The sequence below is a fragment of the Ruegeria sp. AN11 genome, assembly GCF_056536005.1.
In genome coordinates this window covers 2,330,242-2,355,014 of sequence record NZ_JBQFJD010000001.1, presented here as the reverse complement: position 1 = coordinate 2,355,014, position 24,773 = coordinate 2,330,242, and the positions used below count along the sequence as shown (strand labels likewise).

The following is a 24,773-nucleotide window of genomic DNA, read 5'->3' as shown; positions in this document are numbered from 1 at the left end:
GACCGACAGAACCGAACCGGAAGTCTGTTCGTCAAGGACAAGCTGGTCCAATGGCAAACTATCGCAACGCAGAAAACCGAATTTGGAGGTTTGGTTCGCTTCGGGCCCGATAACCGAACGGTGTTTCATCCAGGTCCATTTCAGCAGGTTGTCATCCAAGATTAGCCGTCCACCTTCGGCCGCTCGCTTTTGGTATCGTACGGGGCTTGCATATAGGCTGTTGCCGACAACCGGGTTCCGGCAAGGTCGATTTCAAAGGTCCCGTCGCGAATAAAATCGGCCGTTACCGGGCGGGGCGCGTCCAGCTGGCAAAGTGCAACGGACGCGCACAGCGTATGGCCATAAGCGGCCGAGCGGACCTCGCCGATTTCGACCCCGTCATACAACACGGCCTCACCACCCCACAGTTGTGCCGAGGCATCATCCAGCAACAGTTGCACGATGCGTGTTTTCAGGTGATCGGGGTCCTCTTTTGCCGCCAGCAGCGCGTCTTTTCCGATAAAGCCGCCGGGCTTTTCGAAATCGACCGCAAAACTCAACCCTGCCTGCAACGGTGTGATATCGGGCGTCAACTCTCGGCTCCAGGCGCGGAAACCCTTTTCCAAGCGCAACCCTTCCAGCGCGTAGTATCCCGCATCGCGGACGCCAAACTCGGCCCCGGCGAGCGTCAGGTCCTCGTATACGCCAACGGTGAATTCGACCGGCACCAGCAGTTCCCAGCCCAGTTCACCCACATAGGTCATGCGGTTGGCCAGAACCGTGGCATAGCCCAAATCGATTTCCTGATGGGTGGCAAACGGGAAGGCCGCGTTGGACAGGTCGGCTTTGGTCAGTTTCTTCAGAACCGCGCGGGCTTTCGGCCCCATGACCGCCATAACCGACCAGGCGGCCGTGACATCGGTCAGGAACACGTGGGCATCCGCGTCGAAATTCTTGCGAATCCAGTCCGCATCATGCACCGCCTGGGCCGAGCCGGTGATCAGAAGGAACTCCTGCTCTTTCAGGCGCAGCACTGTCAGGTCGGATTCGTACCCGCCGCGTTCGTTCAGCAGACCGGTGTAGACCGTGCCTCCGATTGGGACGTCGACATTTGCCGCGCAAATGCGGTTCAACTGTGCACAGGCATCCCGGCCCTGAACCAACAGCTTCGCGAACGAGCTTTGATCGAAGATCGACACGCCCTCGCGGGTGTTCTTGTGCTCGGCCGCAACTGCGTCATGCCAGTTCTGGCGGCCAAAACTGTATTGAATCTGGGGTGCTTCGCCTTCCGACGCAAAGAAATTCACCCGCTCCCAGCCCATCTTTGATCCGAATACAGCATTTTTTGCCGCCAAGCGGTCGTAAAGGGCCGAGCGGCGGAACGGGCGCGCGGTGTCCAGTTCGCGATTGGGCCAGGGCATGGCATAGTGAAGCCCCAGCGTTTCCTTGACCCGATCGTGCAGCCACGTCGGGTTGTTGTTGAAGTTTGCGAACCGCCGGATATCGACAGCAAACAAGTCCGAAGTCGGAGCCCCCTCGACAATCCATTCAGCCAAAGCACGCCCCGCCCCACCGGCGCTGGCAATTCCCATCGAGTTGAACCCGGCCCCCACAAAGAAGTTCTTCAGTTCGGGTGCCTCGCCCAGAAGGTAGTTGTTGTCGGGGGTGAAGCTTTCAGGCCCGTTGTAGAATTTGCGCACACCGGCGTCGGCCATCTGTGGAACCCGGATCAGCGCATTTTCTAGCAGAATCTCAAACTGGTCCCAGTCATCGGGCAGAAGCTGGAAGTAGAACTTGTCGGGGATGCCGTCCATTGCCCATGGCTTGGCTTCGGGTTCGAACCCGCCCATCACCAGACCGCCGGTTTCCTCTTTGAAATAGATATAGCCGTCAGGGTCGCGCAGCACCGGCAGGCCAGGCTTCACGCCTTCGATCTGTTCGGTCACGATGTACATATGCTCGGCCGAATGCAGCGGTACGTTGACGCCGCACATTTTGCCCAGTTGGCGCGCCCACTGACCGCCGCAGTTCACCACAATCTCGGCTTCGATGGTACCATGGTCGGTCACGACACCACTGACTGCTCCGTCTCTGGTCAGAATATCGGTCACCTTGATGCCTTCTATGACTTTGGCGCCGCCCACGCGCGCGCCCTTGGCCAGCGACTGTGTCAGATCGGTCGGGTTGGCCTTGCCGTCGCCGGGCATCCACAGCCCACCCTTGACGTCGTCCACCTGCATCACAGGCCATTTATCCTGCGCCTCCTGCGGGGTGATGACCTGTACCTCGACCCCCTGCGCGCGGGCTGCGGCCGCCGTACGCAGCAGCATTGTCATGCGGTCCTCCGTGCGTGCCACGGTAACGGAACCGCACTCCATCCAGCCTGTGGCCAGCCCGGTCTCGGCCTCAAGCTGAGAATACAGTTCGGTCGAATAGCGGATCAAATTGGTCATGGCAGGCTGGCTGCGCAACTGACCGACCAGACCCGCCGCGTGCCAGGTGGTGCCGCAGCTCAGCTGTCCCTGTTCCAACAGCACCACATCACGATGCCCCATCTTCGTCAGGTGATACGCGGCCGAGCAGCCAACAATACCACCTCCCACAATGACAGTTTGCGCGCTGTGCGGAAGTTGGGTGCTGGCCATTGCCTTGCTCCGTGCAGAAGGAATCGGGTCAGCACTCACCTTATCGATGTTTTGCAAAACTTGGCAAATATTTTCTTTTATTTGCGTTATACCCGCACAATATCCATTGGGTGGGTTTCCAGCGCTTCGGAAATGTCCTTGGGCAGTTCACCGTCAACAACAAGGGTCACGTCAAAGGGCAAAGCTTTCATGGCGATCTGCCCAACCACCCCGAACTTGCTGCTGTCCGCCAAAAGGAAAGGGTGCTGTGCCCGTTCCATCATCATGTGGCGCAAGTTGGCGCCTTCCAGCGAGAAATAGGTGAGCAAGGCCCGCGCGCTGATCCCGCCAACCCCGACCAGCGCGTATTCCGCGTTATATCTGGAAAGGTGTTCCAGCGTATCCAGACTCATTGTTGCATTCTCGGAAAAATCCAGCCGTCCGCCCAGCAATGTGATCTCCGCCGCTGCAGGTGTCAGAACCGAGGCAATTGTTAAGTCATTTGTGTATATCGTTAATTCACGGCGGGTGGCCGCTAAAGCCTGAGCTGCGGCAAGCGTCGTCGACCCATTGTCAATGATCACGCTGGCCCCGTCCGGGATCGCGCTGGCGACATAGGCACCAATACGCTCCTTGCCCGCACGGTTGGTTTGGGTGCGGTCAGTCATAGGAGGTTCATGCCTGTGCACTCTGGTTGCCCCGCCACGCACCTGGTTGAGCTTGTTTTCCTGGGCCAACTGCTCGATATCCTTGCGCACGGTTTCCCGTGATACGCCAAGCCGTTCAGTCAGAGAACGAATAGAAACCGCAGGCTGGCGCGAAACTTCTTCGAGAATGATTGCATGACGTTCGGATGGCAACACGAGAGACCCTCAATGATCGCATGGGGCTACAGAATGCCAAATTTCGCAAAAAAATCCAGCCGGGAGTTGCAAAAGCGACTGCGCGATTTGTTAAAGGGCTTCGGGGCGCGGCGTTCGTGGATCCCGGATAGCTCTCTGCTGTTCATCGAAACGTGTCGCGATAAGCCAAACTTTCTTTCGCTGTCACAGCAGTGCCCAGCCAGCCGCGCGGCCGCAAGAGCGGACGGTCCCCGCCAATACGTTTCGTGCGCAATTGGGCGGTCTGACTTTCCTCAATTCAGGGAAAGCGTGCTGTTCAGGTGTTTCAAATACCCGAAATCAATGCGCTCGCTGCTCCAACAAATCCAGCGCCGGCCACGACGCTTGCGAGTACAATACAAAAAACTTCTAATGCGCTGAGTTTCATTTTTCTGCCCTGCCCAAATGCCCCGCTCGACTTAAAGCATCTCATGAGTTTCAAAAAGAGAGCCGTGGTTGACGTGGCGGAATGCTGCTACAAGCGCGGCGTGTTTTCGCTCAGCAGTGAGTTTTGGTCGTTCAGATCGGATACCGCGCGGGTGTCAGAAGCTTGATTTCTAGGTGGCGCGCGCGGCACGGCCGTGCGCCCGAGTTGACCGATTCCGGCGTAGTTTTGTGACGCAATTTGCCCCCTGGAATCATGGTCCGGAGCGACGGGCTGGCTCAACCTTGATGCAAGTGATTGATTTTAATGGTAGCGGAGGTCCGTCTTGGACACAAACCCCACACTTTAACACTCTGTAAAATACGGGTGCCGCGACCTTCGAGGGGTAAGCTGAAAGGTCAATTGTCGTAGCGGTACCCTGACTGGCGAATTCGATCAAAAGATATTGGACTTCACCGCGTTGCTCCGAGTTGGAGGCCGCCGCAATTGCGGCACGGCGGAATGGCCTACATAGCCTCCAACGTGTGGGCGAGGCCATTTCGGATGTGATCTTCCAACAACTTCTTGGCCATATTCGCGTCTCTGGCCAATGCGGCATCGAACATGTGTTTGTGTTCTTTGGCTGCTACCTCACCTCGATAGGTCAGTACGAGCATCTGGTAACGAAGATATTTGTCATAGATGATTGAGTGAAGGGATAGAAGATTCTTGGAGTTGCAGGCTGCTATCATTGCTTGATGAAACTCCGAGTCGTACCTCTTCCAGGTTTCTTTCTCAGAGTCATCTCCTTTGAGAAGCCGTTGCTCCATCAAATGAAGCTTATGATGCGCGGCGACGAGGTTCCCCTCCCAATCCGTGTCACCATTCTCGATGGATAACTCCAACGCGTGGCATTCCAACAGGACACGCAGCTCTGATATCTCGATCAGGTCTTCACGGGAGACCGGTGTAACCAGGAACCCCCGTTGCTCAGGAGCTTCGACAAATCCGTCGCTGGCGAGCCTGTTCAGCGTTTCACGAAGTGTCGAAAGGCTTGCCGAGTAGCGTTCCTTCAAGGCGTCCAGCTTCAGTTTGGAGCCGGGCTGCAACTCCCCGAAGATGATGTCCCGCTTGATGCGCTGATAGGTACTTGCACCTATCGTAGACGGCTGTTTCGCCATGCGTTTCACCCGATATTATCAGTTTCCTCTTTCAATTAGCATTTTTCAGAGACATCAGCAATCCAAACTGATGTATGGTAAAAATAAAAATATCATACATTATTGCGGAATCGCGAAAACCCCAATACGGTCGTGGCCAAGTTGGGCATAGCAGCCTGATCGCAATCATCGGTTTCGGGATTTTCCGGACCCTCCGGAAGGAAACAAAGTGTCTAAGAACTTTCGCATTGCCATTGTCGGCATTGGTCTTGTTGGACGACGCCACGCAGACGCTATCCGAGCGTTGCGCCATGTTGATCTCGTCGCGGTGGTCGACCCCAGCGATGAAGGTCGTGCTTACGCCGTTGAGCACGGGGTCGCATGTTACGAGACCCTTAAAGAAATGTTTGCAAATCAGACGCCGGACGGAGCTGTTCTTGCGACCCCGACCACGCTTCATGTTGAACAAGGCCTCACGTGTATTCGACATGGTTGTCCCGTTCTCGTCGAAAAACCGATCGCCGTGGAAGCCACTGCTGCGCTTGAGCTTGTTCAAGCAGCGGAGAAGGCCAATGTGCCACTGATGGTGGGACATCATCGTCGACACAATCCTCTGATCCGGTCGGCTAAGGAAGCCATTGTCGATGGGAAGATTGGAGATGTGCGCGCTGTCCATGCGAATTGCTGGTTCTATAAGCCAGACGAGTATTTTGATGCTGCGCCCTGGAGAAAGAAACCCGGTGCAGGGCCCATCTCGGTCAATCTTGTCCACGATGTGGATCTGCTGCGGTACCTGGCCGGAGAAGTCGTGACCGTTCAGGCTCAGTCGGCTTCATCGCAGCGGGGTTACGACAACGAAGATGTCGCCGGCGCGCTGTTGACGTTTGAAAGCGGGGCGATCGGGACCATAAGTGTGTCCGACAGCATCGTTGCTCCATGGAGCTGGGAGATGACGTCTCAGGAATATCCAATCTATCCGTCGACCACTGAGAGTAGCTACATGATAGGTGGCTCTCATGGTTCGTTGTCCGTTCCCGATCTTCGATTGTGGAGTTACCAGGGTGAGCAAAGGGACTGGTGGACGCCAATCTCATCAACCGCGCTGAAAAAGGGTGCGTCTGACCCTCTGGTCAATCAGCTTAGGCACTTTGTTGAAGTAGCTCGACACGAAGCAGAACCGATTGTGTCTGGATGGGAGGGTTTCAGAACGCTTCAAGTTATTGAAGCTATTCAGAATTCCTGCAGAACAGGTGAGACGGTCAGGATCAAAAACTCACAAAAAACACCAATGGTAGATATGACAGCAATATAAAATATCAGATATTTTGTAAAAAATCTTGCAAAATGTCCAAAATAGGTCAAAACTCTGAATCGCAAAAAAGAAGCATCATGATGTCTCAGGGAGGAGCAAAGTGATTACCAAACTTACTCGCCGGGCTGCTGTATCAGCCTTGGTCGCAACCGGTGTTCTGTTTAGCGCAACAAGTGGTGCGCTGGCGGAAGACAAAGTGCAACTGCGGCTCGCAACATCAGGATCGGAGACCGACCAGCGCTCGGTCGCTATGGCCGAGGTTTTCGCACCCATGGTCGCTGAATTTGCGACGTATGAGCCCAGCTATAACGGCACAATCTTCGCCCAAGGCACCGAGTTGGACGCCATCAGCCGGGGCAACCTGGAAATGTCGATCACCTCGGCGCAGGAACTGGCACAGTTCTTCCCCGAGTTTTCGATCTTTACAGCAGGCTATGTCCACCAGGACGCCGCGCATCAGGTGGCTGTCTTCAACGATCCCTTGATGGATGCCTTTAAGCAAAAGGCCGAAGAAGAACTGGGCGTCAAACTGCTGTCGGTCATGTATCTGGGCCGTCGTCAGGTGAACCTGCGCCAACCCAAGGAGGAACTGACTGTCAGCACCCCGGCTGATCTGGAGGGTGTGAACCTGCGGATGCCGGGCACAGATGCGTGGCAGTTCCTTGGCAAAGCGCTGGGTGCTGCCCCGACACCAATGGCGTTCTCAGAGGTTTACACAGCTCTGTCGACCGGTGCCGTTGACGGTCAGGACAACCCATTGCCAACCGTGGTTGATGCCAAATTCTACGAAGTGACCAATCAGATCATCCTGACATCGCACTTGGTCGACTTGAACTATATCGCTATCGGCAAAGAGGTTTGGGACGGGCTGACACCGGAACAGCAAGCCAAGGTTCAGGAAGCTGCGGACGCAGCAGCTGAATCAGGCCGTCAGAAGCAGCTTCAGAAAGAAGAGGATCTTGTCAGTTTCCTGAAAGAGCAGGGGATGGAGATCTATGAACCCGATCTCGCTGCGTTCCGCGATCAGGTACAGTCTATGTATCTGGAAAGCGAGTTCGCAGGCTCATGGCCCGAAGGCGTTCTGGATCAGATCAACGCTCTGGGTAACTGAGCCCGGCAAGACAAGGGAGGGAGAACCATAATGAAAGCCTTTATGAAGGGGTTCTCCCGACTGACCGAAGCGATTGCCGGCGGGATGCTGGCGGCAATCTTCTTGATCTTTCTATTGCAAATACTCTTGCGCTACTTCTTTACCCCCGCCGGATGGACGCTTGAACTCATCGGCATTCTGTGGGTCTGGGTGATCTTTTTTAGCTGCGCCTTCATCGTGCGCGAACGGGATCACGTGAAGTTCGACATCATCTACCTTTCCGTGCCGATGCGCGTGCGGCAGGTCTTTGCGATGCTGGCGGCCGCAGCGATCGTGGTCGGAATGCTCTACAGCTTCCTTCCGACGTGGGACTACATCGACTGGATGAAAATCCGCAAGACATCGACTGTCCGCAACCCGTTCTCCGGTGAGAAGATACCGCTGCGCACAGTATTCTCGATTTACGCGGTATTCATGCTGGTCGTCGCAGCGCGCTACGCGTGGCTATTCTTCGACGTCATGCGCAATGGCCCGCCAAAGACAGAGTTGGAACTGGTCGTTGGGTACAACGTGGTTGACGACCATCCCCGTGTCGACGTCGAAGAGGACGAGGAAGTTAAGAAATGAGCTTTGAACTTCTTTCCTGCCTGCTCGCTCTCTTTCTTCTGGCAGGCATCGGGACACCTATCGGCTATTCCATCCTCTTGGCCTCATTAGTGTACTTGGGCATGGCCGGACTGGACGTCGCCCTCGCAGGTGAGAAGATCCTGCAAGGCTTCTACAAAAGCACGATCCTGCTTGCCGTGCCTTTGTTCATTGTCGCCGCGAATATCATGAACGCCGGTTCGATCACGGACCGTCTGCTGAACTTCTGCGTTGCAGCTGTCGGTCGTTTCAAGGGCGGCCTCGGGCACGTCAACGTGGTTGCGTCGTTGATTTTCTCCGGCATGTCCGGTTCGGCCGTCGCGGATGCTGCCGGGATCGGCAAGATCATCATTGAGATGATGACCAAGGATGGCCGCTACAGCCGAGGCTACGCAGCCGCAATTACGGCGGCGTCGGCCACAATCGGTCCGATCATTCCGCCCTCGATCCCGATGGTTTTGTACGCGCTGGTGTCAAAAGCCTCCATCGGGTCGCTGTTCTTGGCCGGTATTCTTCCGGGCCTGATCATGGGCGTCGTTCTTATGGCGATGAACTACTATCTGGCCGGAAAGCGGAACTTTGCATTGGAAGAACCTGTTCCGCTGCGCGAGTTGCCGGCTAAAACCGCCAACGCGTTCCCGGCACTGCTAATGCCCGCAATCCTGCTGTACGGCATATATGGCGGCGTCACCACTCCGACCGAAGCCGCCGCAGTCGCTGCATTCTACGCCCTGCTTCTGGCAGCGTTGTTCTACCGCGCGCTGACCTTCCGTGGCCTTTATCAGGTCTTCGTCGACAGCGCGCGCTCTTCCGCAGCCGTCGGGGTGGTTATTGGGGGCGCGTTCATTCTGAACTTCATCGTTATTCAGGAGCAAATACCGCAGTCTATCTCGGCGCTGCTGGAGGGTTCTGATGTCAGCCCGATTGTGTTCCTGATCCTCGTAAACCTGCTGATCCTCGCGCTGGGATGCGTTTTAGACGCAACAACGATAATCCTGGTGATTGTTCCCCTTTTCATTCCGACCTGCGAAGCGCTCGGGATTGATCTTGTGCATTTCGGAGTTCTGGTCGTCGTGAACTCGATGATCGGTCTGATCACGCCTCCCTATGGCATTCTACTCTTTGTGATCAACGCTGTGACGGACATTCCGCTGCGCGAAATCATCTCGGAAATCTGGGCCTTCCTCGCGGTTCTCATCTTCGCCTTGGTGATCATGATGCTGATGCCGGATCTGGTCCTGTGGTTGCCGCGTATGTTTGGATATCAGGGATAATGTGCCTCTCGGTTTCGACAACGTCGATCCCCGGTGATCTGGCTGAAAAGCTGAGTGCTATCGCTGACGCGGGATTCGGGGGTGTCGAATTACACGAACCGGATTTGACCGCTTTTGACGGATCGCCATCGCAAGTCCGCGAAATTGCATCGGACTTCGGCCTGAAGATTTGCCTGCTACAACCCTTCCATAACCTTGAAGGCCAGCCCGATGCCGGACGTGAGCGCGCCTTTGATCGACTGAAGCGCAAACTCGACCTGATGAGCGAGTTGGGAACGGAATTGCTGCTTATCGGATCTGCCTTCGAGGTCGATGTCGCCGCGACCGAAGAACAGGTAATCGCAGATCTTGGCGAGGCGGCCCAAATCGCTAAAGAAATGGGGATGCGTCTGGCCTATATGGGCTTGCCATGGTCGGATCTTATTCACTCGGATGAGCAGGCGTTACGCGTCGTCGAAGCAATTGACAGCCCTCATTTTGGGTTGGCCTTGAATTCCTTCTTCTCGCTTGCCGACGGGTCCAAACCAGCCCGCCTTCGGGACATTCCCGGCGATCGGCTGTTCCATGTGCAACTGTCCGATGCACCCCGGCTTGAGATGGATATACGTCGGCTCAAGCGGCACTTTGGGCTTCTGCCGGGGCTTGGGTCGCTGAACCTTGCGGGCTTTGTGCGCGTGCTTGCCCGCGCCAGATACAAAGGGCCTTGGTCGGTTGCACGTGTCAACGAAGCAGCTCCTCAACCCGGTGGCCGAACACTGGCCCGAGACAGCTACAGGTCGCTGGTGAACCTCCTGGATGAGGTATCCCGGACCGAGCCGGGAACCGATTTCGGCATCCCGGACCTGCCGGAACGCGTCTATGCGTCAGGCTTCGAATTCGTCGAATTCACAGCCGACGAAACAAGCGGTGCGCAGCTGGCAGATATGCTGTCAGCAATGTGTTTTCGAATGGAGCGAAAACACGTAAGCAAGTCCGTCGAGCTATGGCGGCAGGGCGCGATAAACATCGTCGTGAATACCGAAAAGGAAGGATTTGCCCATTCGGCGTTTCTGGGTCACGGCCCCTCCGTTTGTGATATGGGGTTGCGTGTCAAAGATGCGGATCAGACGGTTCAGCGAGCGACCGCGTTGGGCGCGCCGAATTTCTCACAGCCGGTAGGGACCGGGGAACTGGACATCCCGGCCATCCGAGGTGTCGGTGGCAATGTTGTCCATTTCATAGATGAGAAATCCGATCTGCATCGGGTTTGGGACATCGAGTTCGAGCCAGTCGCCAAGACCAAAGCGATCCAGCCCGCCGGTCTGCGCCGCATCGACCATCTGGCACAGACGATGCGTAACGATGAGATGCAAAGCTGGCTGCTCTATCACATTTCGACTTTTGAGATGGCAAAATCCCCGATCGTGAACGTTGCCGACCCGTCGGGTGTTGTGCAAAGCCAAGCCATCGAAAGCCCCGAGGGCGAAGTGCGATTAAACCTGAATGGAGCAGTTGGGCGTCGAACACTGGCGGCTTCATTCCTTGAAGGCGGTTTTGGCGCCGGTGTTCAGCACATCGCGTTCCAGTCGGACGACATATTTGAAACCTCGGCCCAATTGCGGAAGTCCGGCTTTCCCAGTCTGTCCATCCCAGAAAACTACTACGCTGATCTGCAAGCGACATTCGGGTTAAGTGAAGACCTGATCGCCCAAATGCGCAGGGATAACATACTCTACGACCAGGCGGCGGGTGCCGAGTATTTTCAGATCTACAGTCGCCCCATCTTTAACGGCTTTTTCTTTGAAATTGTTGAGCGCCGAACTGGTTACGCCGGCTATGGCGCGCGTAACGCTGCGTTTCGATTAGCGGCGCAAACGCGACACCACGTGGCGGAAGGAACAACCTAATATGAAGGCCGCACTAATCGGACAAGGGATTTCTGGCTCCATGACGCCTGAGATGCACGAGGCGGAGGGCCGGGCGCAGGGTATCGATCTGAGCTACGGTAGGATCGACACGGCAAAAGAGCCATTTCGTGGAATGTCGGTCGCTGATTTATTGCATTATTCAGTTGAATTAGGCTGTGCGGCGGTCAACGTGACACACCCCTACAAAGCATCAGTCATTGATCATCTCGATGAGCTTTCCAAAACCGCTGAGGAGCTTCAAGCTGTAAACGCGGTGGTTTTTTGTGACGACCGAATGGTTGGCCACAACACCGACTACATAGGTTTCCACAGTGCCTTCGGAGATTTTTTGGGATCATCGAAGACTGAAACGGTTCTCATGTTTGGTGCTGGAGGCGCGGGCAGTGCAGTCTCTTTGGCTTTGCTTGATTCAGGTGTTCGAAACCTGGAGATCATCGATCCTGACTTCCACCGAGCGCAGGCGCTGGTCAGTCGACTAAAGGTCTTGCGCCCTTGTGCAAAGCTTCAGGGTTCCCCCTCGATTTCGTTGGAACGGGTCAAATTTGTGGACGGAGTGGTCAATGCAACACCGCTCGGGATGGATAAGTACCCCGGGTCGGTGATTGATCCATCATTGTTGCGGCCGGATGCTTGGGTGGCAGATATAGTATATTTCCCGCTCGAGACACACCTTCTGAGAAGCGCCCGCACAACTGGGTTAAAAGTGATGAATGGTGCTGGAATGGCAGTTCATCAGGCTGCAGCGTCTTTTGAAATCTTCACCGGCTGCACCGCCTCAATCAGTCGTCTTCAAAGCGTTTTCGATTCACTTCGTCAGCAGCGCATGCGCGAGTTTAGAGGTGCAACGGTATGACAAACGACGAGCAAGCTATCCGCCAATGGTGGCGTACCTCCATCATCGACATGAAGCCCGGTCAGATCGCTTTTCGTGGCAACGCCATAGAGGACTTGATCGGGAACGTATCTTTCCCGCAGATGATCTGGCTGATGGTGCGGGGCGATCTGCCGAGCGACGCACAGGCGCGCCTGTTCGAGGCTGCTTTGGTCGCAGGCGTGGATCACGGTCCGCAGGCCCCCTCGATCGCGGCTGCGCGTATGGCTGCCACCTGCGGGGTAGGTCTCAATAATGCGATGGCGACTGCGGTGAACATGCTGGGCGACGTGCACGGCGGGGCAGGAGAGCAGTGTGCAGAGCTGTACTATGATATCGCAATCCGCATGGAAGCGGGAGCTTCGCTGAATGACGCTGTTCGGGATGGCTTGGGCAATTGGCGCGAGACCTACGGCAAAATCGTATCGGGCTTTGGTCACAGGTTTCACAAACCTGTCGATCCACGCGCACCCCGATTGATGCAACTTGTTCGAGATGCGGCGGCAGAAGGCACAGTTTCTGGCCGGTTTGCCGATATCGGAGAAGAGGTTCAAGCCGAACTCGGTCGTCAACGCGGCGGTCGGCCAATTGCCATGAATATTGACGGCGCGACAGCTGTGATCTTCTGCGAACTTGGCTTTCCTGCGCCCTTGTCGCGAGGGCTGTTCTGCCTGTCCCGCTCGGTCGGAATACTCGCCCACGCTTGGGAACAGATGAACCAGGGTGGCCGCAACAAAGGGCCGATGCCCCCGAATTACTTACCCCTCTACGAAGACAGGAATGATGACACGTGAGACATCGAAATCCTTCCGGGTCGGCCTTATCGGCTGTGGTCGTATCAGCGATATCTATCTAAAAACACTATCCAAATTCTCAAACGTCAAGGTCGTGGCTTGTGCAAGCCTCGACCCTTTGGAAAGCCGAGCCAAAGCGGATCAATACGGCATCGCCAAGGCCTGCACGCCAGATGAAGTGATTGACGATCCGACGATTGACTGCGTTCTGAATCTGACAATTCCGGCGGCGCATGCCGAAATCAGCTTGCGTGCGTTGGAGGCGGGCAAGCACGTTTATTCCGAAAAGCCACTGGTCATGAACCGAACGGATGGCAAGGCGATTCTGCACATGGCCTCTGAAAAGGGGCTACTGGTCGGTTGCGCCCCCGACACGTTTCTGGGCGGTCGTTGGCAAACCGTTCGGCGCTTGATCGACGAGGGTGCCATTGGCAAACCGACAGGGGTTTTTGCCCATGTTGGTACCCACGGGACAGAACGCCACCATCCCAACCCGGATTTCTACTACCAGGCCGGTGGCGGGCCCTTGCTGGACCTTGGGCCATACTACCTGACCGCCATGATCTGCTGTCTTGGACCAATTGACCGTGTCGCCGGAATGGCGCGGCGGACATTTGACCAGCGGATGATCGAAAACGGCCCTCGCAGCGGCGAATGGATAGATGTCGAGGTCGACACGCACTCTCTAAGCCTGCTGCAGTTCTCTTCCGGCGCTATAGGGTCGATGACCATGAGCTTCGACGTCTGGGACAGCGAAACTCCGCGGTTCGAGATCTACGGTGAAAACGGCACCATCAGCATCCCAGACCCTGACCCGGTTCATGGTGCCAATATCTTTCAAGGGGATGTCTGGCTGAAAACGCGGGAGACCTCGCGCTGGTCTCATCAGCCGCGCCCAACCGGTCGCGAAGGCTGGCAGGTGGTCGACAACAAACATGGGTTCAATGAGGACAGCCGTGGTCTCGGCCTTTTGGATCTGGCCCTGGCGGCGCAAGATGGACGCCAACCCCGTGCAAGTGGAGCGCTCGCCTACCACGCTTTCGAGATCATGGACGCGATCGAACGGGCACCGAAATTTGGCGCCTATCAGACGATAGAAAGCCGTTGCGCGGTTCCGGAGCCTCTGCCGGTCGATTTCCTATTGAATGAGAGGAAGGAGTTGGTTCATGCCGATTGAGACACTCGACTTTGCCCAGCCATTCTTTCGCGTCCAGCACATCACCAGTGAAGACAGAATTTCTATCGAGGGTCGCGCCATCGTCCTTAACCTTGGGGGGCGAAATCTCTCTGTCGAGGATCAGACCATTGCACCGCTTTCCTCTGTTATCGTGCAAGATAGCTCACTCAAAGGTGTGGAACGCGCAGTAATTGTCCACGGGTTCGACGCCCATGCCGATGAGAACGAGTTGTTCGCATGGGTGAAAGATACATGGCCATCTGCATTTGACGTTCGCCAAGAGGAGCGTCTGCGCGGTGTCAGCCACTACATGTCGCCAAAGGTCTTCGTGGGTAACGTTGGACTGACCATGTACCATTCAGGTTCGGTCCCATTGAATGTCGGATTGCACAAGGATCATCCGTTCTGCCCGGTACCGGGGTTTCGCGAAGTGCATACGCAAATCGTAGGCTTTGGCAAAATGCAGCAATGCCGTGAGCGGGATGTTGAAACCCTTTACCTCGAAGAATTCATGGCCCCTGGCACGACGCACAAACCGATGTATGACGCCGAAGGCAACTATCCTTGGCATCAATACGAGACGATTACCCCCAGCATTTTCATGGCGGTGGAAATGCTGCCGAAAGGCGTACGGGTCTCGGAAATGGAGATTCAGAATGGCTGAGAGACTTTTACCCCAAGACCTGAACTTCGACCGCCCTTTCCCTCGGTTGTCTCGCCGTTTGCGGCTGGGTGTTGTTGGCGGAGGACGGATCTCCGTCACGCAAGCAACGGCTGCGCGGATGACCGACCTGTGGGAGGTCGTCGCTGGCGCGCTCAGTTCTGACGCTGCGCGCAGCAAGGCGCGTGGGGTCGAGTGGTTTCTGCCGGCCGACCGGTGCTATGCGTCATTCGCCGAGATGGCAAAGGCCGAGGCGGCGCGCCTGGATGGCGTGGATGCCGTAATGATCACTACCCCGAACCACGTTCATTTCGAAGCGGCCAAAGCGTTTCTGGAGGCGGGTATTGACGTGCTGTGCGACAAGCCGCTGACCAACGAAGTCGACGAGGCCGAGGGGCTTGAGGAGATTACCGCGCGCACGGGACACATCTTTGCTGTCGGCTATGCGATGTCGTGTTTTCCAGTAATCCGTCAGGCCAAACAAATCGTGGCGGAAGGCGGCATCGGTAAAATCAACCAAATCCACGTCGAGTTCATGCAAGACTGGATGACGCCTGATGATGTTGCTGATGCGCCCCACGTCAAATGGCGGCTGGACCCAAAGATTTCTGGTCCAACCAGCTGTGTCGGCGATATCGGCACCCATGCCGCGCATCTCGCCAGCTTTGTCTCGGGTCTGCCCTTGACCGACCTGAGGGCCGAGTTCCATGTTTGCGGCGCGCCAAAGCCTTTGGAAGACACGGTATTCATGTTCACCCGCTACCAAAATGAAATTCCGGGAACCTTGATGGCAACACGCCTTGCCCCGGGAAATCGGGGTGGGTTGAGGTTGCGGATATTTGGGAGCGAAGGCGGCCTCGAGTGGGATTTAGAGAATTCGGAGCAGCTGAAGTTCAATCGGTTTGGTGAACCGGATAATATCATAAGCCGAGGTCACGGGCATGGCATCGGCCCCGGCGCAGAACGTCTGATCCGTACCGCGCGCGGCTTCCCCGAAGGGATTATCGAAGCCTGGGCCAACCTCTATACGGAATTTGCCATGGCCGTAGCCGCGCGCCGGGATGGCGTCGCGATTCCGGCCGATTGGCTGACCTATCCCAGTGTCAATCAAGGCGCAGACGGTGTCCGATTCATTGATGCCTCCGTGCGCTCTCACCAGTCTGGAGGGGACTGGGTCACTCTCTAAGGCTCTGCCAACACGATTGAAAAACACACCCAGGCCGTTGCCTGGGCGCTTTCATTTCCGGCTAACTATTAGAAGTTGATATTTTTAAAAATATCAGATATTTTTTACTACGTGTGATGAATTTTAGATTCGCAGACACGTGGAGCTGTCATTCATGGTGAAACCTGAAGAGGCTGGCGCAAGCCCCTCTCTCTATTCCTTGGCGCATTTGACGCTGATTGGCTGTACGCCGCCCGAGTTGGTCTATATCGCCGCGCGGGCCGGTTACGATGCCGTCAGCCCCCGATTCATTCCGATGCATGTGCCCGGTGAATTCACTCAATCCCCAATCGACAGGGCACAGGTGCAGGCCACCAAAACTGCTCTCTCTACCACTGGCTTGAAAGTCCTCGATGTCGAACTTGCGCGCATCACGGAAGACGTCGATCCGCGCAGTTTTGAACCTTCTCTTGAGATCGGTGGGGAATTGGGCGCTAAACGCATGATCATGAGCGCGTGGACCAATACCCGCGATGATCGTGACTTCCTGATCGACGTCTATTCTGAAACCTGCGAACTGGCGGCGCCCTACGGGCTAACAGTGGACCTGGAGTTCCCAAGCTTCTCTCGCTTGCGCACTCTGGATGAGGCCCTGGATATTGTCCGCGCCTCTGATCAACCGAATGGCGGTATTCTGGTCGATACGCTTTATCTGCACCTCAGTCGCGTTGATCTGGGAGAGTTGCTACACGTCCCCTCGGACCTGTTTCACTTCCTGCATATCTCTGATTGCCTGCCCGGCATCGCCGATACGCGCGAGGGCATGATCCAGCTGGCGCGCGATGCGCGGCTCTATCCCGGCGAAGGCTGGATTGACTTCACCGGCATCATCGAACGGATGCCGCCCGTCGACTATTCCATCGAACTGCCCAACCAAAGCCGCGTTGCCGAGTTGGGATATGAAGAACACGCGCGTCGCTGTCTCAGCCACGCCAAGCGAACATTTGGCGAGGCGCGGTCACAGCGTCGTGTGCCCGATGCTGCAATTCTAAAACACCAAGAGGATCATCATGGGCAAAGAGCTCACTGAAAACGACCGCAACATGGCCGCCGATATGCTGGCACGCGCTCGCGCTGCCATGGCCGAGATCGAGGATTGGGATCAGGACAGGTTGGACCGCCTTTCTCAGGCCATTGCGTGGTATGCGGGTAATGAGAAAACCTTCACGCGTTTGGCTCAACAAGGCGTGGACGAGAGCGGCATCGGAGATCGCGCAGGGCGCCCTGCGAAGCGTTTCAAGATTCACATGGTGCTGCGAGACGTCTTGCGTACGCCCTCGACGGGGATCGTCGAAGTCGACGAAGAAAAGGGGCTCGTGAAATATGCCAAACCTGCCGGTGTGATCGCCTCCCTGATCCCGATGACCAACCCGGCGATGACGCCACCGGTGACCGGCGTGTCCGCCGCAAACGCCCGGAATGCGGTCATCTTCAGCCCGCACCCGCGAACCGCCCATACCACCTTCGAAATGGTCGAGGTTATGCGAGCAGCTTGTCGTGCTGCCGGTGCCCCCGAGGACTTGTTCCAATCCATTCGCAAACCGTCGATCCCATTGACGCAACATCTGATGGAGATCTGCGACCTGACTTTGGCGACGGGTGGCAAACCCATGGTCAAAGCGGCGTACAGTTCTGGGCGCCCGGCCTATGGCGTCGGCGCGGGCAATTCGTCCATCGTCATCGATGAAACCGCCGATCTGGACATCGCCGCGCAGAATACGCGTATTTCAAAGACCTCTGATTTTGGGTCCGGTTGCTCAGCCGATGGCAACATCATCATCCAGCGCTCAGTTTACGATGATATGGTCAAGGCACTTCAAGCCGAGGGCGGCTACCTGTGTTCGGATGAAGAGAAGGCCTTGCTCGAAGCGGCCATGTGGGACGAAAAGGGCAACCGTACGTTTCCGACCATCGCTTGTCCGCCGCAGCAAACGGCCAAGGTCGCCGGTTTTAGCATCCCCGAAGATCGCAAGTTTCTGATGGTTGAAAATCAGGGGCAAATCGGCCCGCAGCACAAGTTCTCCAAGGAAAAACTGACCACTCTGATGGCGCTTTATCACTTCGACACGTTCGATGACGCGCTGGAAACGGTCAGCCAGATCTACAACACCGGGGGCAAAGGTCACTCCTGCGGCATCTACAGCCACAACGACGATCACATCGATCGGTTAGCGCGCTTGGCCCCGGTTAGCCGCATGATGGTGCGACAGCCACAATCGAAGGCCAACGCAGGTGCCTGGACCAACGGCATGCCTATGACCAGCAGCTTGGGCTGCGGCATCTGGGGCGGCAACATCACCAATGAAAACGTCACCATGAAACACATGATGAACTACACCTGGGTCAGCCGTCCCATCCCCGAGGATCGCCCCTCGGAGCCGGACTTGTTCGGTGAGTTCTACGGACAGGAGGTCGCGTGATGGACGGAGCTAAATTGGAAGGCAAAACCGTTGCTGAGCACATCGTCGATTTCCTTGAGCGTCGTGAGGTCAAACATGTGTTCGGTCTATGCGGTCACACGAATATAGCGGTTCTGGCCGCGCTGGCGGAAAGCCCCATCGATTTCGTCACCGTACGGCACGAACAAATAGCCAGCCACGCGGCGGACGCTTATGCCCGCGTGACGGGCAAGGCCTCGGTGGTGTTGTCCCATCTCTCCCCGGGTCTGACCAATTGCGCCACCGGGGTCGCCAACGCCGCACTGGACTGTATCCCGATGGTCGTGATCGCGGGCGATATTCCTACGCACTACTACGGCAAACATCCACATCAGGAAGTGAACCTCCATGCCGACGCCGCCCAGTGGGAGATCTATCGACCCTTCGTAAAACGCGCCTGGCGGGTCGACCGTGCAGATTTAATGGCCGAGATTCTTGAAAAGGCGTTCCATCTGGCTGAAAGCGGCCAGCCCGGGCCGGTACTGGTCAATGTTCCCATGGACATCTTTTCAGAGGTGATCCCCTCGGGCAGTTTCGACCGTATTCGCGACAACACGCGCGCTCTCAAGAAACCGTCAATTGACGACGAGACAGCGGGCGAGATTGTCGAAGCGTTGGCTAAAGCCGAAAGCCCAGTCGCTTATGTCGGAGGCGGTATTCTTCTGGCACAGGCCAGCGAGGAGTTGCGAGAATTTGTTGAACATATGGGCCTTCCAGTCGCGCATTCCCTGATGGGTAAAGGCGCGTTGCGAGACGACCACCCGCTTGTGCTGGGAATGACCGGGTTTTGGGGCACCGAGTTGGTCAACCAGTCCTGCTTGAATGCGGACTACATCTTTGCCGTGGGCACTCGGTTCAAAGAGGCTGATTGTTCAAGTTGGTACCCTGGCTACACGTTCAACATTCCCGGATCGAAGGTCATTCATATCGACATTGAGCCGCAGGAGATCGGTCGGAACTATCCCACTGAGATCGGAGCCGTTGCTGACGCCAAGGCCGCATTGCGCGTCCTCAACCGGGTCGCCCGCGAGATGTATCCGGACGGCTTCAAGCGCCCCGCGCTGGAGCAGAAGATAGCTGGCTTCCGGACGGACTTCAAAGCGCGCAACGAGGAAATGGCGACCTCATCGGCCTTTCCGATGATGCCCGAGCGTATTCTGGCGGATACCCGCAAGGCACTGCCTGAGGATGCCATCATCACCACGGACGTTGGCTGGAATAAGAACGGTGTTGGGCAACAGTTCGATATCCTGACACCCGGTTCGATCCTGACTCCGGGCGGGTTCGCGACGATGGGCTTTGGCCCTCCGGGAGCGATCGGCGCAAAACTGGCAACCCCTGACCGTGTGGTGATAAGTCTTGTTGGCGATGGGGGGTTCGGTCAGAATCCGTCGATGCTGGCAACCGCGGTCGAGCTTGATCTGGGCATCATCTGGCTGGTTATGAACAACAACGCCTTCGGCACTATCGCGGGCCTTCAAAAGGCGCATTACGGATTGACCTATGGAACCACGTTCCCCGGATCAGCCGCCGCACCCGCAAACGGACCGGGCTATGCCGACATAGCGCGAGCCTACGGCGCGGAAGGGCACAGACTCAGCGCTGCCGACGAACTGTTGCCCGCATTGGAAGCGGCAATCGCCAGTGGCAAGCCAACCGTGCTGGATGTGCCAATGATCAACAACCCGACACCAACGACCGGTCATTGGAACATCCTGGACATTTATTCGCCGGACAAGGATGTTTCTCACGTCGCGACCTGACGATACTGAGCGCGGTAAGCCGCGCCAGTCTTTTACTTTCAATAGGCCCAAGTCAGCCAACCCTTCTGAGAGCCTTCGGTGCCGCAAGAAGATCTAACTGGGTTTACAGCCCTAACAGCTCTCGATCTGAGTCGCGTGAGATACGTTCGTGCAGAAGCTTGAGCAACCGATCAGCTTTGTCTCTCTCAATTTCCTCGAGAAGCTTCAAAACAGCAGCGCCATAGATAATCTTCTTGCGCGTTTCATTACGTCGTCGTTGTTTGCCCGCCCTGGCCTGAAGGTCCCTGAGTCTCGCGCGCGCATGTTCGATTTGTTGATCCAGGTCCGCCATTTCGTTCTCCATTGATTGAGGTGGTCGAACAGGAAATGCGGCCCGGATCCCGGCTTCGCCACCCGGGCACGAAAATGTGGCTCCGCCAGGCCGCCGTGTGAGCGGCCGTCCGCATGCCCGCTGGGCAATGCGCGCAGTTACGCAAACTTGGAGTTTGTCTGCGCGCCTGCCGCGGGCTTTTTTGTGCGGAGATCGGGTTGGGGCCCGATGTCCTTTACATGATACACCCCGCCAGCAGACTCGAAGTCATCCTGCATTCTCGTGCCGACGGTCGCTCCGCCGTCAAATCCGCCGCTTACACCGCGCGCACCACCTTCCGGGATGCGCGGGTTGGACGACGGTTTTCGCCGGGCAGAAAGGGTGGCCTCCTGTCGCATGAATTGATCAACTGGACAGGAAACGCCGAGGAGCTCTGGAACGCAGCCGAGCGTTCTGAGCGCCGAAGGAATGCAAGAGTCATCCGCGAACTGCGCCCATCCTTGCCACGCGAGCTACCGCTTCTCGAGCAGGTTGGGCTTGTCCGCGGCTTTTGCCTCTGGCTTCGCGATGAATACGGCGTTGCCGTTCAAGCCGACATTCACGCGCCGCGTTTCCTGTGCCCTGAGGAAGAGAAACGGCACAGTGCGGGCAAACTCGAACTGACGCGAGAAGACTACGAGCAGAGGCTCTTCAATCCATCGAAGACCAACCTGAATTTCCACGCCCACATCCTGATGACGACGCGGAAGGTTGATAGGATCACGGGCGATTTTGGTGAGAAAACGCGCGTTCTTGACGACAGAACCTCCGGCCCCGGAGAAATCAAGCGTGTCCGCGGAGAATGGGAAAAGCGGACCAACGCGGCCCTGCGCAAGATTGGCTCCCACGCGCGGGTTGATCTTCGTTCGTATGCCGAGATGGCCAAGACAGGCGATGCACCGCAAGGCCTGGCAAGACAAGATCATATCGGGCCACGCAGATCCGCCAGGTCGCGCCGCAGAATGCAAGAAAGCGGAAGCGACGACACAGTTGCCGGAGTACGGCGCCAGGCTGTCCAAGAACTCAATTCAACACTCTGGCACTCTTGGTTGCAGCTGCGCGCCCTGGAGCGTCAGAGAGATGACCTCGAAGCGGATCGTATCGCGCGGGAGAGAGAGGCTGCCCGCAAGAAAACGGCCAGCAATGAGAAACGTCGAATGCTGGAGGCGCGATCCGAGCGCGAAGCGAAAGCAGCGCTGGAAGCTTCGCCGCAAATTGAATGTCTCAGAACTGAAACAGCATACCAGAAAGCGGTGCGATGGGCGACAGAAGGCATAGAAGCCGATCCATTAGATACCCTCGATGAGGAATTCTCCTCTGATGTCGACCTTGAGGCGTATCACCTACCTCAGCTCCAGCAGAATGATCGGGTTTCCAACATACCGCGTGTAAGAACACGCAAGCCGCGTCAGCGTACGCGATGACACCGAAGCCAGTTTTTGCAGGGCACAACACTGGATGCGATCTACATTATTTGGATTCGTGCCGTTGATCGGTTGACGAGCATGGGGCGTCACCCGGGCCTTGCCTTTCTTTGCTTGGATTTTTCTATACCTACAACCGTGGAGCCAATTCCCACGGATGAAGCACACCAATCCGCGCGAATTTGCCCCGCATTCAGATGACATCCACACCGTTTCGCCAGAGGAATACGTTCGACTCCTCCATCCCCTGGGTGCGGTCGGTAGACCTGCCGTTCTGATCAAGAATTCCGAGGAGGCAAGCCAACAATTCACACGCTCTCCGGATGGAATTGTAGCGTGTCTTCATGCGCTGCTGGATCGGACATCGTTCATCTCGCTGAACCGGTTCAAGGACACGCGTAGTAATTCAAGCTTGGTCAGTCTGAATGCACTCTATGTCGATTTGGACTTTCACAATGATCCCATCTGGCGCGCTGAGGGTGAAGAAGACGTTCAGGCAGCAGTCGCGGGTCATCTTCTGATGCGCGGTGTCTCTGAGCCATCATTCTATTTGCGGACGGGACGAGGACTGGCCGCAATCTGGCTGATCCATTCCATGCCACTTGCTGCATTGTCCCGCTGGCAGGCGGCAATCAGGGCAATGGTGGATCTACTTGTTCACTTTGGCTCGGACCGTTCTTGCACCGACCCAGCTCGCGTCTTTCGCATTCCCGGCACTCGAAACGAGAAGTCTGGACGGGTCGTACGGGTATCGGGAGGGAATTACAAACGCCAAGATTTTGATGTCCTTGCTGATCAGATTTTTGCCGCCGTCGGGCGGCCCACCCGTTCCGAGCTTACGGAGCGCCGCAAGCAGCGTCAGGATCGGGAGCCGGGTAGTCAGACAATGCCGCGGGGATTGACCCAAGCTGAGCGATTTGAACAGATACGCAAAGATCTCGAGGCTTACCGGATTTACCATGGTGGGGTGATCCCGGTGGGGCACCGAAACACCTGGCTGCACTTCTATGCCACCTGCCTGACCCATCAGTCAGACACCAAAGGCATCGAAGGTCACATTCAACAAGCGGCAGACATAGCAACGCCCGGGCTATGCCAGAACGAAACGAACGCAATCATCAAGCAGGCTCTTGCGAAGTCAAAGCTGCAAGCTTGCGACAATGCACGCGAGAGCGAGAGATATTGTTACCGCGGCTCGACTGTTGCGGAGCGTCTCGACGTATCAGCGGATATGGCGCGTCAGTTGAGCATGCGTCAGGTGATGCCAGCGGAAGAGCGCCACCATAGAAAAGTTGAACGGGAACGAGCGCGACGTGCCGTGCGAGGGAGTGCCTCGCGAGATCAGTACCTGATGGAAAACAGCGCGTCGAGAAACAAGCCTTGGACGAACTACGGCCTGGGTCGGTCTCAGTATTACGCGCGCAAGAAGGCAGGAACACTCCCAGAACTGCCCGTTGCTCCGGATCGGACAGGTCCATGTCCACTACAGGGGAACCATTCTGGACACAGAGAATTCTGTGGCCCTCCAACAGAGGCACAGCGGTCGGAAGGACCCGTCGACCGAGCCATTGGAAACACTTCGACTACGCTGGTGACAGATCGGAAAACTGCAACAGACCATACGACAGCGCACGGACGAGAACCGAAACAGCGGAAAAGGCAGGTCGCCCACCTTCGACTGCGCAGTCCGGATGTCGCGCAGCCGAAAGTGGGAACCAGCCCAGACACGGCGGAAGACGCGGCTCTTTGCAACTTCGATGAAGGATGTCCCATGACACTTCAAACTGAAATCGCGCTGCCCTCCGAGAACTGGAAATCCCGTTTGAAAGTTGGCGATGTCGTCGCGTTTCGCTTTCCCCATGAAACGATGGGAGAGGATGACCCCAAGGTTCGCCCATCGCTGGTAATTGATGTCGAGGAAATGGCGGGTGAGCGCTTTGCGGTTCTGGCCTACGGCACGACGAACCCGTGTCCACGCAAACAGGCCTATTGCGTCGATGTGCGGTCGGAAGAGGAGCGCGAACAGGCATCATTGCGGGCGCCGACACGCTTCAATGCCGCTCGACGCGTCTCCGTCTCCGTCAACAACAGCGGCTTCGACAGAAACTCCGCGGGGACGCCCGTATTAGGTGAACTCGCTGACGCAGCGCTGGATCGACTTCATCGCGTTCGCGCACGACTACATGCAGAACGCGATATCCGGCGCTCCCGCAGGTTCGGATGCAGAGGCTCGGGTCGTAAGATACCCGCCGTCACGGTTGAAACGCGTCGCAAGGGACGGCCGGATACGCGGGAGGTGCGCTATGTATGATAGCATCGCGCAGCAGTTATTGCCGATCGAAGCGGCGATCCTCGAAGCGCTGAACATGGTGCCCTCGGCGTCGAAGGCACTCGACATGCTGATCGACAATCTGGAACCCAGAGGCGCGCGCATAGCCTATCGTTTTGGCTCGCGCCTCCGTGCGGGCGAAATGTTCGGTGATCGCGATCTCGACGACCTCGAATCTCTGCTCCAGCCTGTTCTGATTGAGATAGAAGGCGGATGGGTGAGCGAGGTGATTGCAGACGAGCATTGCCCTGACGGTGCCTGGATCAACAAGCGGCTGACAAATCGGGCAGCCGAATTGAACCGTACGGTTGAACCTCTGGTAACGCTTCGCAGGCGTCTTCAACTCATCCAGAATCTGCGCCGGGCCGACCGAATAACACGCCGAGTGATCGCTGAAGCGCAGACTTAGCCTGCAGCTTTCGGAGAGCGTTTCTCGCTCTCCGAACCGTTCGGATTAAACTGCGTTTCTAAATTTTCTAAAAGAGACCGATCTCACGCTCGTTGAA

20 protein-coding genes and 1 pseudogene are annotated in these 24,773 nt (G+C 56.7%); 16 read left to right on the top strand and 5 right to left on the bottom strand.

The window, feature by feature from the left end:
* Positions 1 to 161: 161 nt before the first annotated feature.
* The 4 genes and pseudogenes from ACR3EQ_RS11655 to ACR3EQ_RS11640 form a co-directional block, all read right to left on the bottom strand.
* On the bottom strand, positions 162 to 2,624 hold the full coding sequence (locus tag ACR3EQ_RS11655; protein WP_170612107.1) for a GcvT family protein: 2,463 nt from the start codon (positions 2,622 to 2,624) through the stop codon (positions 162 to 164).
* An 86-nt stretch (positions 2,625 to 2,710) separates the two neighbouring features.
* Positions 2,711 to 3,271 carry a DeoR/GlpR family DNA-binding transcription regulator gene (locus ACR3EQ_RS11650; protein ID WP_480491771.1) on the bottom strand — a complete coding sequence of 187 codons (561 nt, stop codon included), beginning with the start codon at positions 3,269 to 3,271 and terminating at the stop codon, positions 2,711 to 2,713.
* Positions 3,272 to 3,298: 27 nt separating this feature from the next.
* Positions 3,299 to 3,466 (bottom strand): annotated as a pseudogene (locus ACR3EQ_RS11645) (DeoR family transcriptional regulator); the annotation flags it as partial.
* A 909-nt stretch (positions 3,467 to 4,375) separates the two neighbouring features.
* Positions 4,376 to 5,029, bottom strand: a complete 654-nt coding sequence (locus ACR3EQ_RS11640; RefSeq protein WP_170612103.1) for a GntR family transcriptional regulator — start codon at positions 5,027 to 5,029, stop codon at positions 4,376 to 4,378.
* Between the two features lie 208 nt (positions 5,030 to 5,237).
* Between ACR3EQ_RS11640 and ACR3EQ_RS11635 the strand changes: the two genes are divergently transcribed.
* The 13 genes from ACR3EQ_RS11635 (at position 5,238) to ACR3EQ_RS11575 (ending at position 20,165) form a co-directional block, all read left to right on the top strand.
* Complete coding sequence (locus ACR3EQ_RS11635; RefSeq protein ID WP_170612101.1) at positions 5,238 to 6,320, top strand: Gfo/Idh/MocA family protein; 1,083 nt, start codon at positions 5,238 to 5,240, stop codon at positions 6,318 to 6,320.
* 100 nt (positions 6,321 to 6,420) lie between these two features.
* Positions 6,421 to 7,431: a sialic acid TRAP transporter substrate-binding protein SiaP gene (locus ACR3EQ_RS11630; protein ID WP_170612099.1), complete on the top strand. Its 1,011-nt coding sequence runs from the start codon at positions 6,421 to 6,423 to the stop codon at positions 7,429 to 7,431.
* 30 nt (positions 7,432 to 7,461) lie between these two features.
* Complete coding sequence (locus tag ACR3EQ_RS11625) at positions 7,462 to 8,037, top strand: TRAP transporter small permease (protein ID WP_170429693.1); 576 nt, start codon at positions 7,462 to 7,464, stop codon at positions 8,035 to 8,037.
* Complete coding sequence (locus tag ACR3EQ_RS11620; RefSeq protein ID WP_170612097.1) at positions 8,034 to 9,329, top strand: TRAP transporter large permease; 1,296 nt, start codon at positions 8,034 to 8,036, stop codon at positions 9,327 to 9,329. Before ACR3EQ_RS11625 ends, ACR3EQ_RS11620 begins: the two co-directional genes overlap by 4 nt.
* Positions 9,329 to 11,215 (top strand): bifunctional sugar phosphate isomerase/epimerase/4-hydroxyphenylpyruvate dioxygenase family protein, encoded by a 1,887-nt coding sequence (locus ACR3EQ_RS11615; protein ID WP_480490707.1) that lies wholly within the window; start codon positions 9,329 to 9,331, stop codon positions 11,213 to 11,215. The genes ACR3EQ_RS11620 and ACR3EQ_RS11615 overlap by 1 nt, the downstream gene beginning before the upstream one ends.
* A 1-nt stretch (position 11,216) precedes the next feature.
* A complete protein-coding gene (locus ACR3EQ_RS11610; RefSeq protein WP_170602879.1) occupies positions 11,217 to 12,089 on the top strand; it encodes a shikimate dehydrogenase in 873 nt (290 codons plus the stop codon).
* Positions 12,086 to 12,901 carry a citryl-CoA lyase gene (locus ACR3EQ_RS11605; RefSeq protein ID WP_480490706.1) on the top strand — a complete coding sequence of 272 codons (816 nt, stop codon included), beginning with the start codon at positions 12,086 to 12,088 and terminating at the stop codon, positions 12,899 to 12,901. The genes ACR3EQ_RS11610 and ACR3EQ_RS11605 overlap by 4 nt, the downstream gene beginning before the upstream one ends.
* A complete protein-coding gene (locus ACR3EQ_RS11600; RefSeq protein WP_480490704.1) occupies positions 12,888 to 14,078 on the top strand; it encodes a Gfo/Idh/MocA family protein in 1,191 nt (396 codons plus the stop codon). Before ACR3EQ_RS11605 ends, ACR3EQ_RS11600 begins: the two co-directional genes overlap by 14 nt.
* Positions 14,068 to 14,742: a hypothetical protein gene (locus ACR3EQ_RS11595; protein ID WP_170612089.1), complete on the top strand. Its 675-nt coding sequence runs from the start codon at positions 14,068 to 14,070 to the stop codon at positions 14,740 to 14,742. Before ACR3EQ_RS11600 ends, ACR3EQ_RS11595 begins: the two co-directional genes overlap by 11 nt.
* Positions 14,735 to 15,925 carry a Gfo/Idh/MocA family protein gene (locus ACR3EQ_RS11590; protein WP_170619226.1) on the top strand — a complete coding sequence of 397 codons (1,191 nt, stop codon included), beginning with the start codon at positions 14,735 to 14,737 and terminating at the stop codon, positions 15,923 to 15,925. Before ACR3EQ_RS11595 ends, ACR3EQ_RS11590 begins: the two co-directional genes overlap by 8 nt.
* Before the next feature lie 154 nt (positions 15,926 to 16,079).
* Positions 16,080 to 16,994, top strand: a complete 915-nt coding sequence (locus tag ACR3EQ_RS11585) for a sugar phosphate isomerase/epimerase family protein (protein WP_170460332.1) — start codon at positions 16,080 to 16,082, stop codon at positions 16,992 to 16,994.
* A complete protein-coding gene (locus ACR3EQ_RS11580; RefSeq protein WP_170612084.1) occupies positions 16,975 to 18,384 on the top strand; it encodes an aldehyde dehydrogenase family protein in 1,410 nt (469 codons plus the stop codon). The genes ACR3EQ_RS11585 and ACR3EQ_RS11580 overlap by 20 nt, the downstream gene beginning before the upstream one ends.
* Positions 18,384 to 20,165, top strand: coding sequence for a thiamine pyrophosphate-binding protein (locus ACR3EQ_RS11575; protein ID WP_170612083.1), 1,782 nt, complete (start codon positions 18,384 to 18,386; stop codon positions 20,163 to 20,165). Before ACR3EQ_RS11580 ends, ACR3EQ_RS11575 begins: the two co-directional genes overlap by 1 nt.
* 103 nt (positions 20,166 to 20,268) lie before the next feature.
* Here ACR3EQ_RS11575 and ACR3EQ_RS11570 read toward each other — a convergent pair whose 3' ends face one another.
* Positions 20,269 to 20,496, bottom strand: coding sequence for a hypothetical protein (locus ACR3EQ_RS11570; RefSeq protein WP_170612081.1), 228 nt, complete (start codon positions 20,494 to 20,496; stop codon positions 20,269 to 20,271).
* A 218-nt stretch (positions 20,497 to 20,714) separates the two neighbouring features.
* Between ACR3EQ_RS11570 and ACR3EQ_RS11565 the strand changes: the two genes are divergently transcribed.
* The 3 genes from ACR3EQ_RS11565 (at position 20,715) to ACR3EQ_RS11555 (ending at position 24,676) form a co-directional block, all read left to right on the top strand.
* Complete coding sequence (locus ACR3EQ_RS11565; protein WP_480490701.1) at positions 20,715 to 21,938, top strand: MobA/MobL family protein; 1,224 nt, start codon at positions 20,715 to 20,717, stop codon at positions 21,936 to 21,938.
* 157 nt (positions 21,939 to 22,095) lie between these two features.
* Entirely contained in the window at positions 22,096 to 24,249 is a 2,154-nt protein-coding gene (locus ACR3EQ_RS11560) for a hypothetical protein (protein WP_480490699.1), read from the top strand.
* Positions 24,242 to 24,676, top strand: coding sequence for a hypothetical protein (locus tag ACR3EQ_RS11555; RefSeq protein WP_170817240.1), 435 nt, complete (start codon positions 24,242 to 24,244; stop codon positions 24,674 to 24,676). Before ACR3EQ_RS11560 ends, ACR3EQ_RS11555 begins: the two co-directional genes overlap by 8 nt.
* Positions 24,677 to 24,773: the final 97 nt, after the last annotated feature.

Coding starts and splice junctions, on each gene's coding strand:
- ACR3EQ_RS11625 (WP_170429693.1), top strand. CDS start 7,462: ATGAAAGCCTTTATGAAGGGGTTCTCCCGACTGACCGAAGCGATTGCC.
- ACR3EQ_RS11655 (WP_170612107.1), bottom strand. CDS start 2,624: ATGGCCAGCACCCAACTTCCGCACAGCGCGCAAACTGTCATTGTGGGA.
- ACR3EQ_RS11595 (WP_170612089.1), top strand. CDS start 14,068: ATGCCGATTGAGACACTCGACTTTGCCCAGCCATTCTTTCGCGTCCAG.
- ACR3EQ_RS11615 (WP_480490707.1), top strand. CDS start 9,329: ATGTGCCTCTCGGTTTCGACAACGTCGATCCCCGGTGATCTGGCTGAA.
- ACR3EQ_RS11640 (WP_170612103.1), bottom strand. CDS start 5,029: ATGGCGAAACAGCCGTCTACGATAGGTGCAAGTACCTATCAGCGCATC.
- ACR3EQ_RS11570 (WP_170612081.1), bottom strand. CDS start 20,496: ATGGCGGACCTGGATCAACAAATCGAACATGCGCGCGCGAGACTCAGG.
- ACR3EQ_RS11650 (WP_480491771.1), bottom strand. CDS start 3,271: ATGACTGACCGCACCCAAACCAACCGTGCGGGCAAGGAGCGTATTGGT.
- ACR3EQ_RS11590 (WP_170619226.1), top strand. CDS start 14,735: ATGGCTGAGAGACTTTTACCCCAAGACCTGAACTTCGACCGCCCTTTC.
- ACR3EQ_RS11600 (WP_480490704.1), top strand. CDS start 12,888: ATGATGACACGTGAGACATCGAAATCCTTCCGGGTCGGCCTTATCGGC.
- ACR3EQ_RS11580 (WP_170612084.1), top strand. CDS start 16,975: ATGGGCAAAGAGCTCACTGAAAACGACCGCAACATGGCCGCCGATATG.
- ACR3EQ_RS11560 (WP_480490699.1), top strand. CDS start 22,096: ATGAAGCACACCAATCCGCGCGAATTTGCCCCGCATTCAGATGACATC.
- ACR3EQ_RS11555 (WP_170817240.1), top strand. CDS start 24,242: ATGTATGATAGCATCGCGCAGCAGTTATTGCCGATCGAAGCGGCGATC.
- ACR3EQ_RS11610 (WP_170602879.1), top strand. CDS start 11,217: ATGAAGGCCGCACTAATCGGACAAGGGATTTCTGGCTCCATGACGCCT.
- ACR3EQ_RS11565 (WP_480490701.1), top strand. CDS start 20,715: ATGATACACCCCGCCAGCAGACTCGAAGTCATCCTGCATTCTCGTGCC.
- ACR3EQ_RS11585 (WP_170460332.1), top strand. CDS start 16,080: ATGGTGAAACCTGAAGAGGCTGGCGCAAGCCCCTCTCTCTATTCCTTG.
- ACR3EQ_RS11620 (WP_170612097.1), top strand. CDS start 8,034: ATGAGCTTTGAACTTCTTTCCTGCCTGCTCGCTCTCTTTCTTCTGGCA.
- ACR3EQ_RS11575 (WP_170612083.1), top strand. CDS start 18,384: ATGGACGGAGCTAAATTGGAAGGCAAAACCGTTGCTGAGCACATCGTC.
- ACR3EQ_RS11605 (WP_480490706.1), top strand. CDS start 12,086: ATGACAAACGACGAGCAAGCTATCCGCCAATGGTGGCGTACCTCCATC.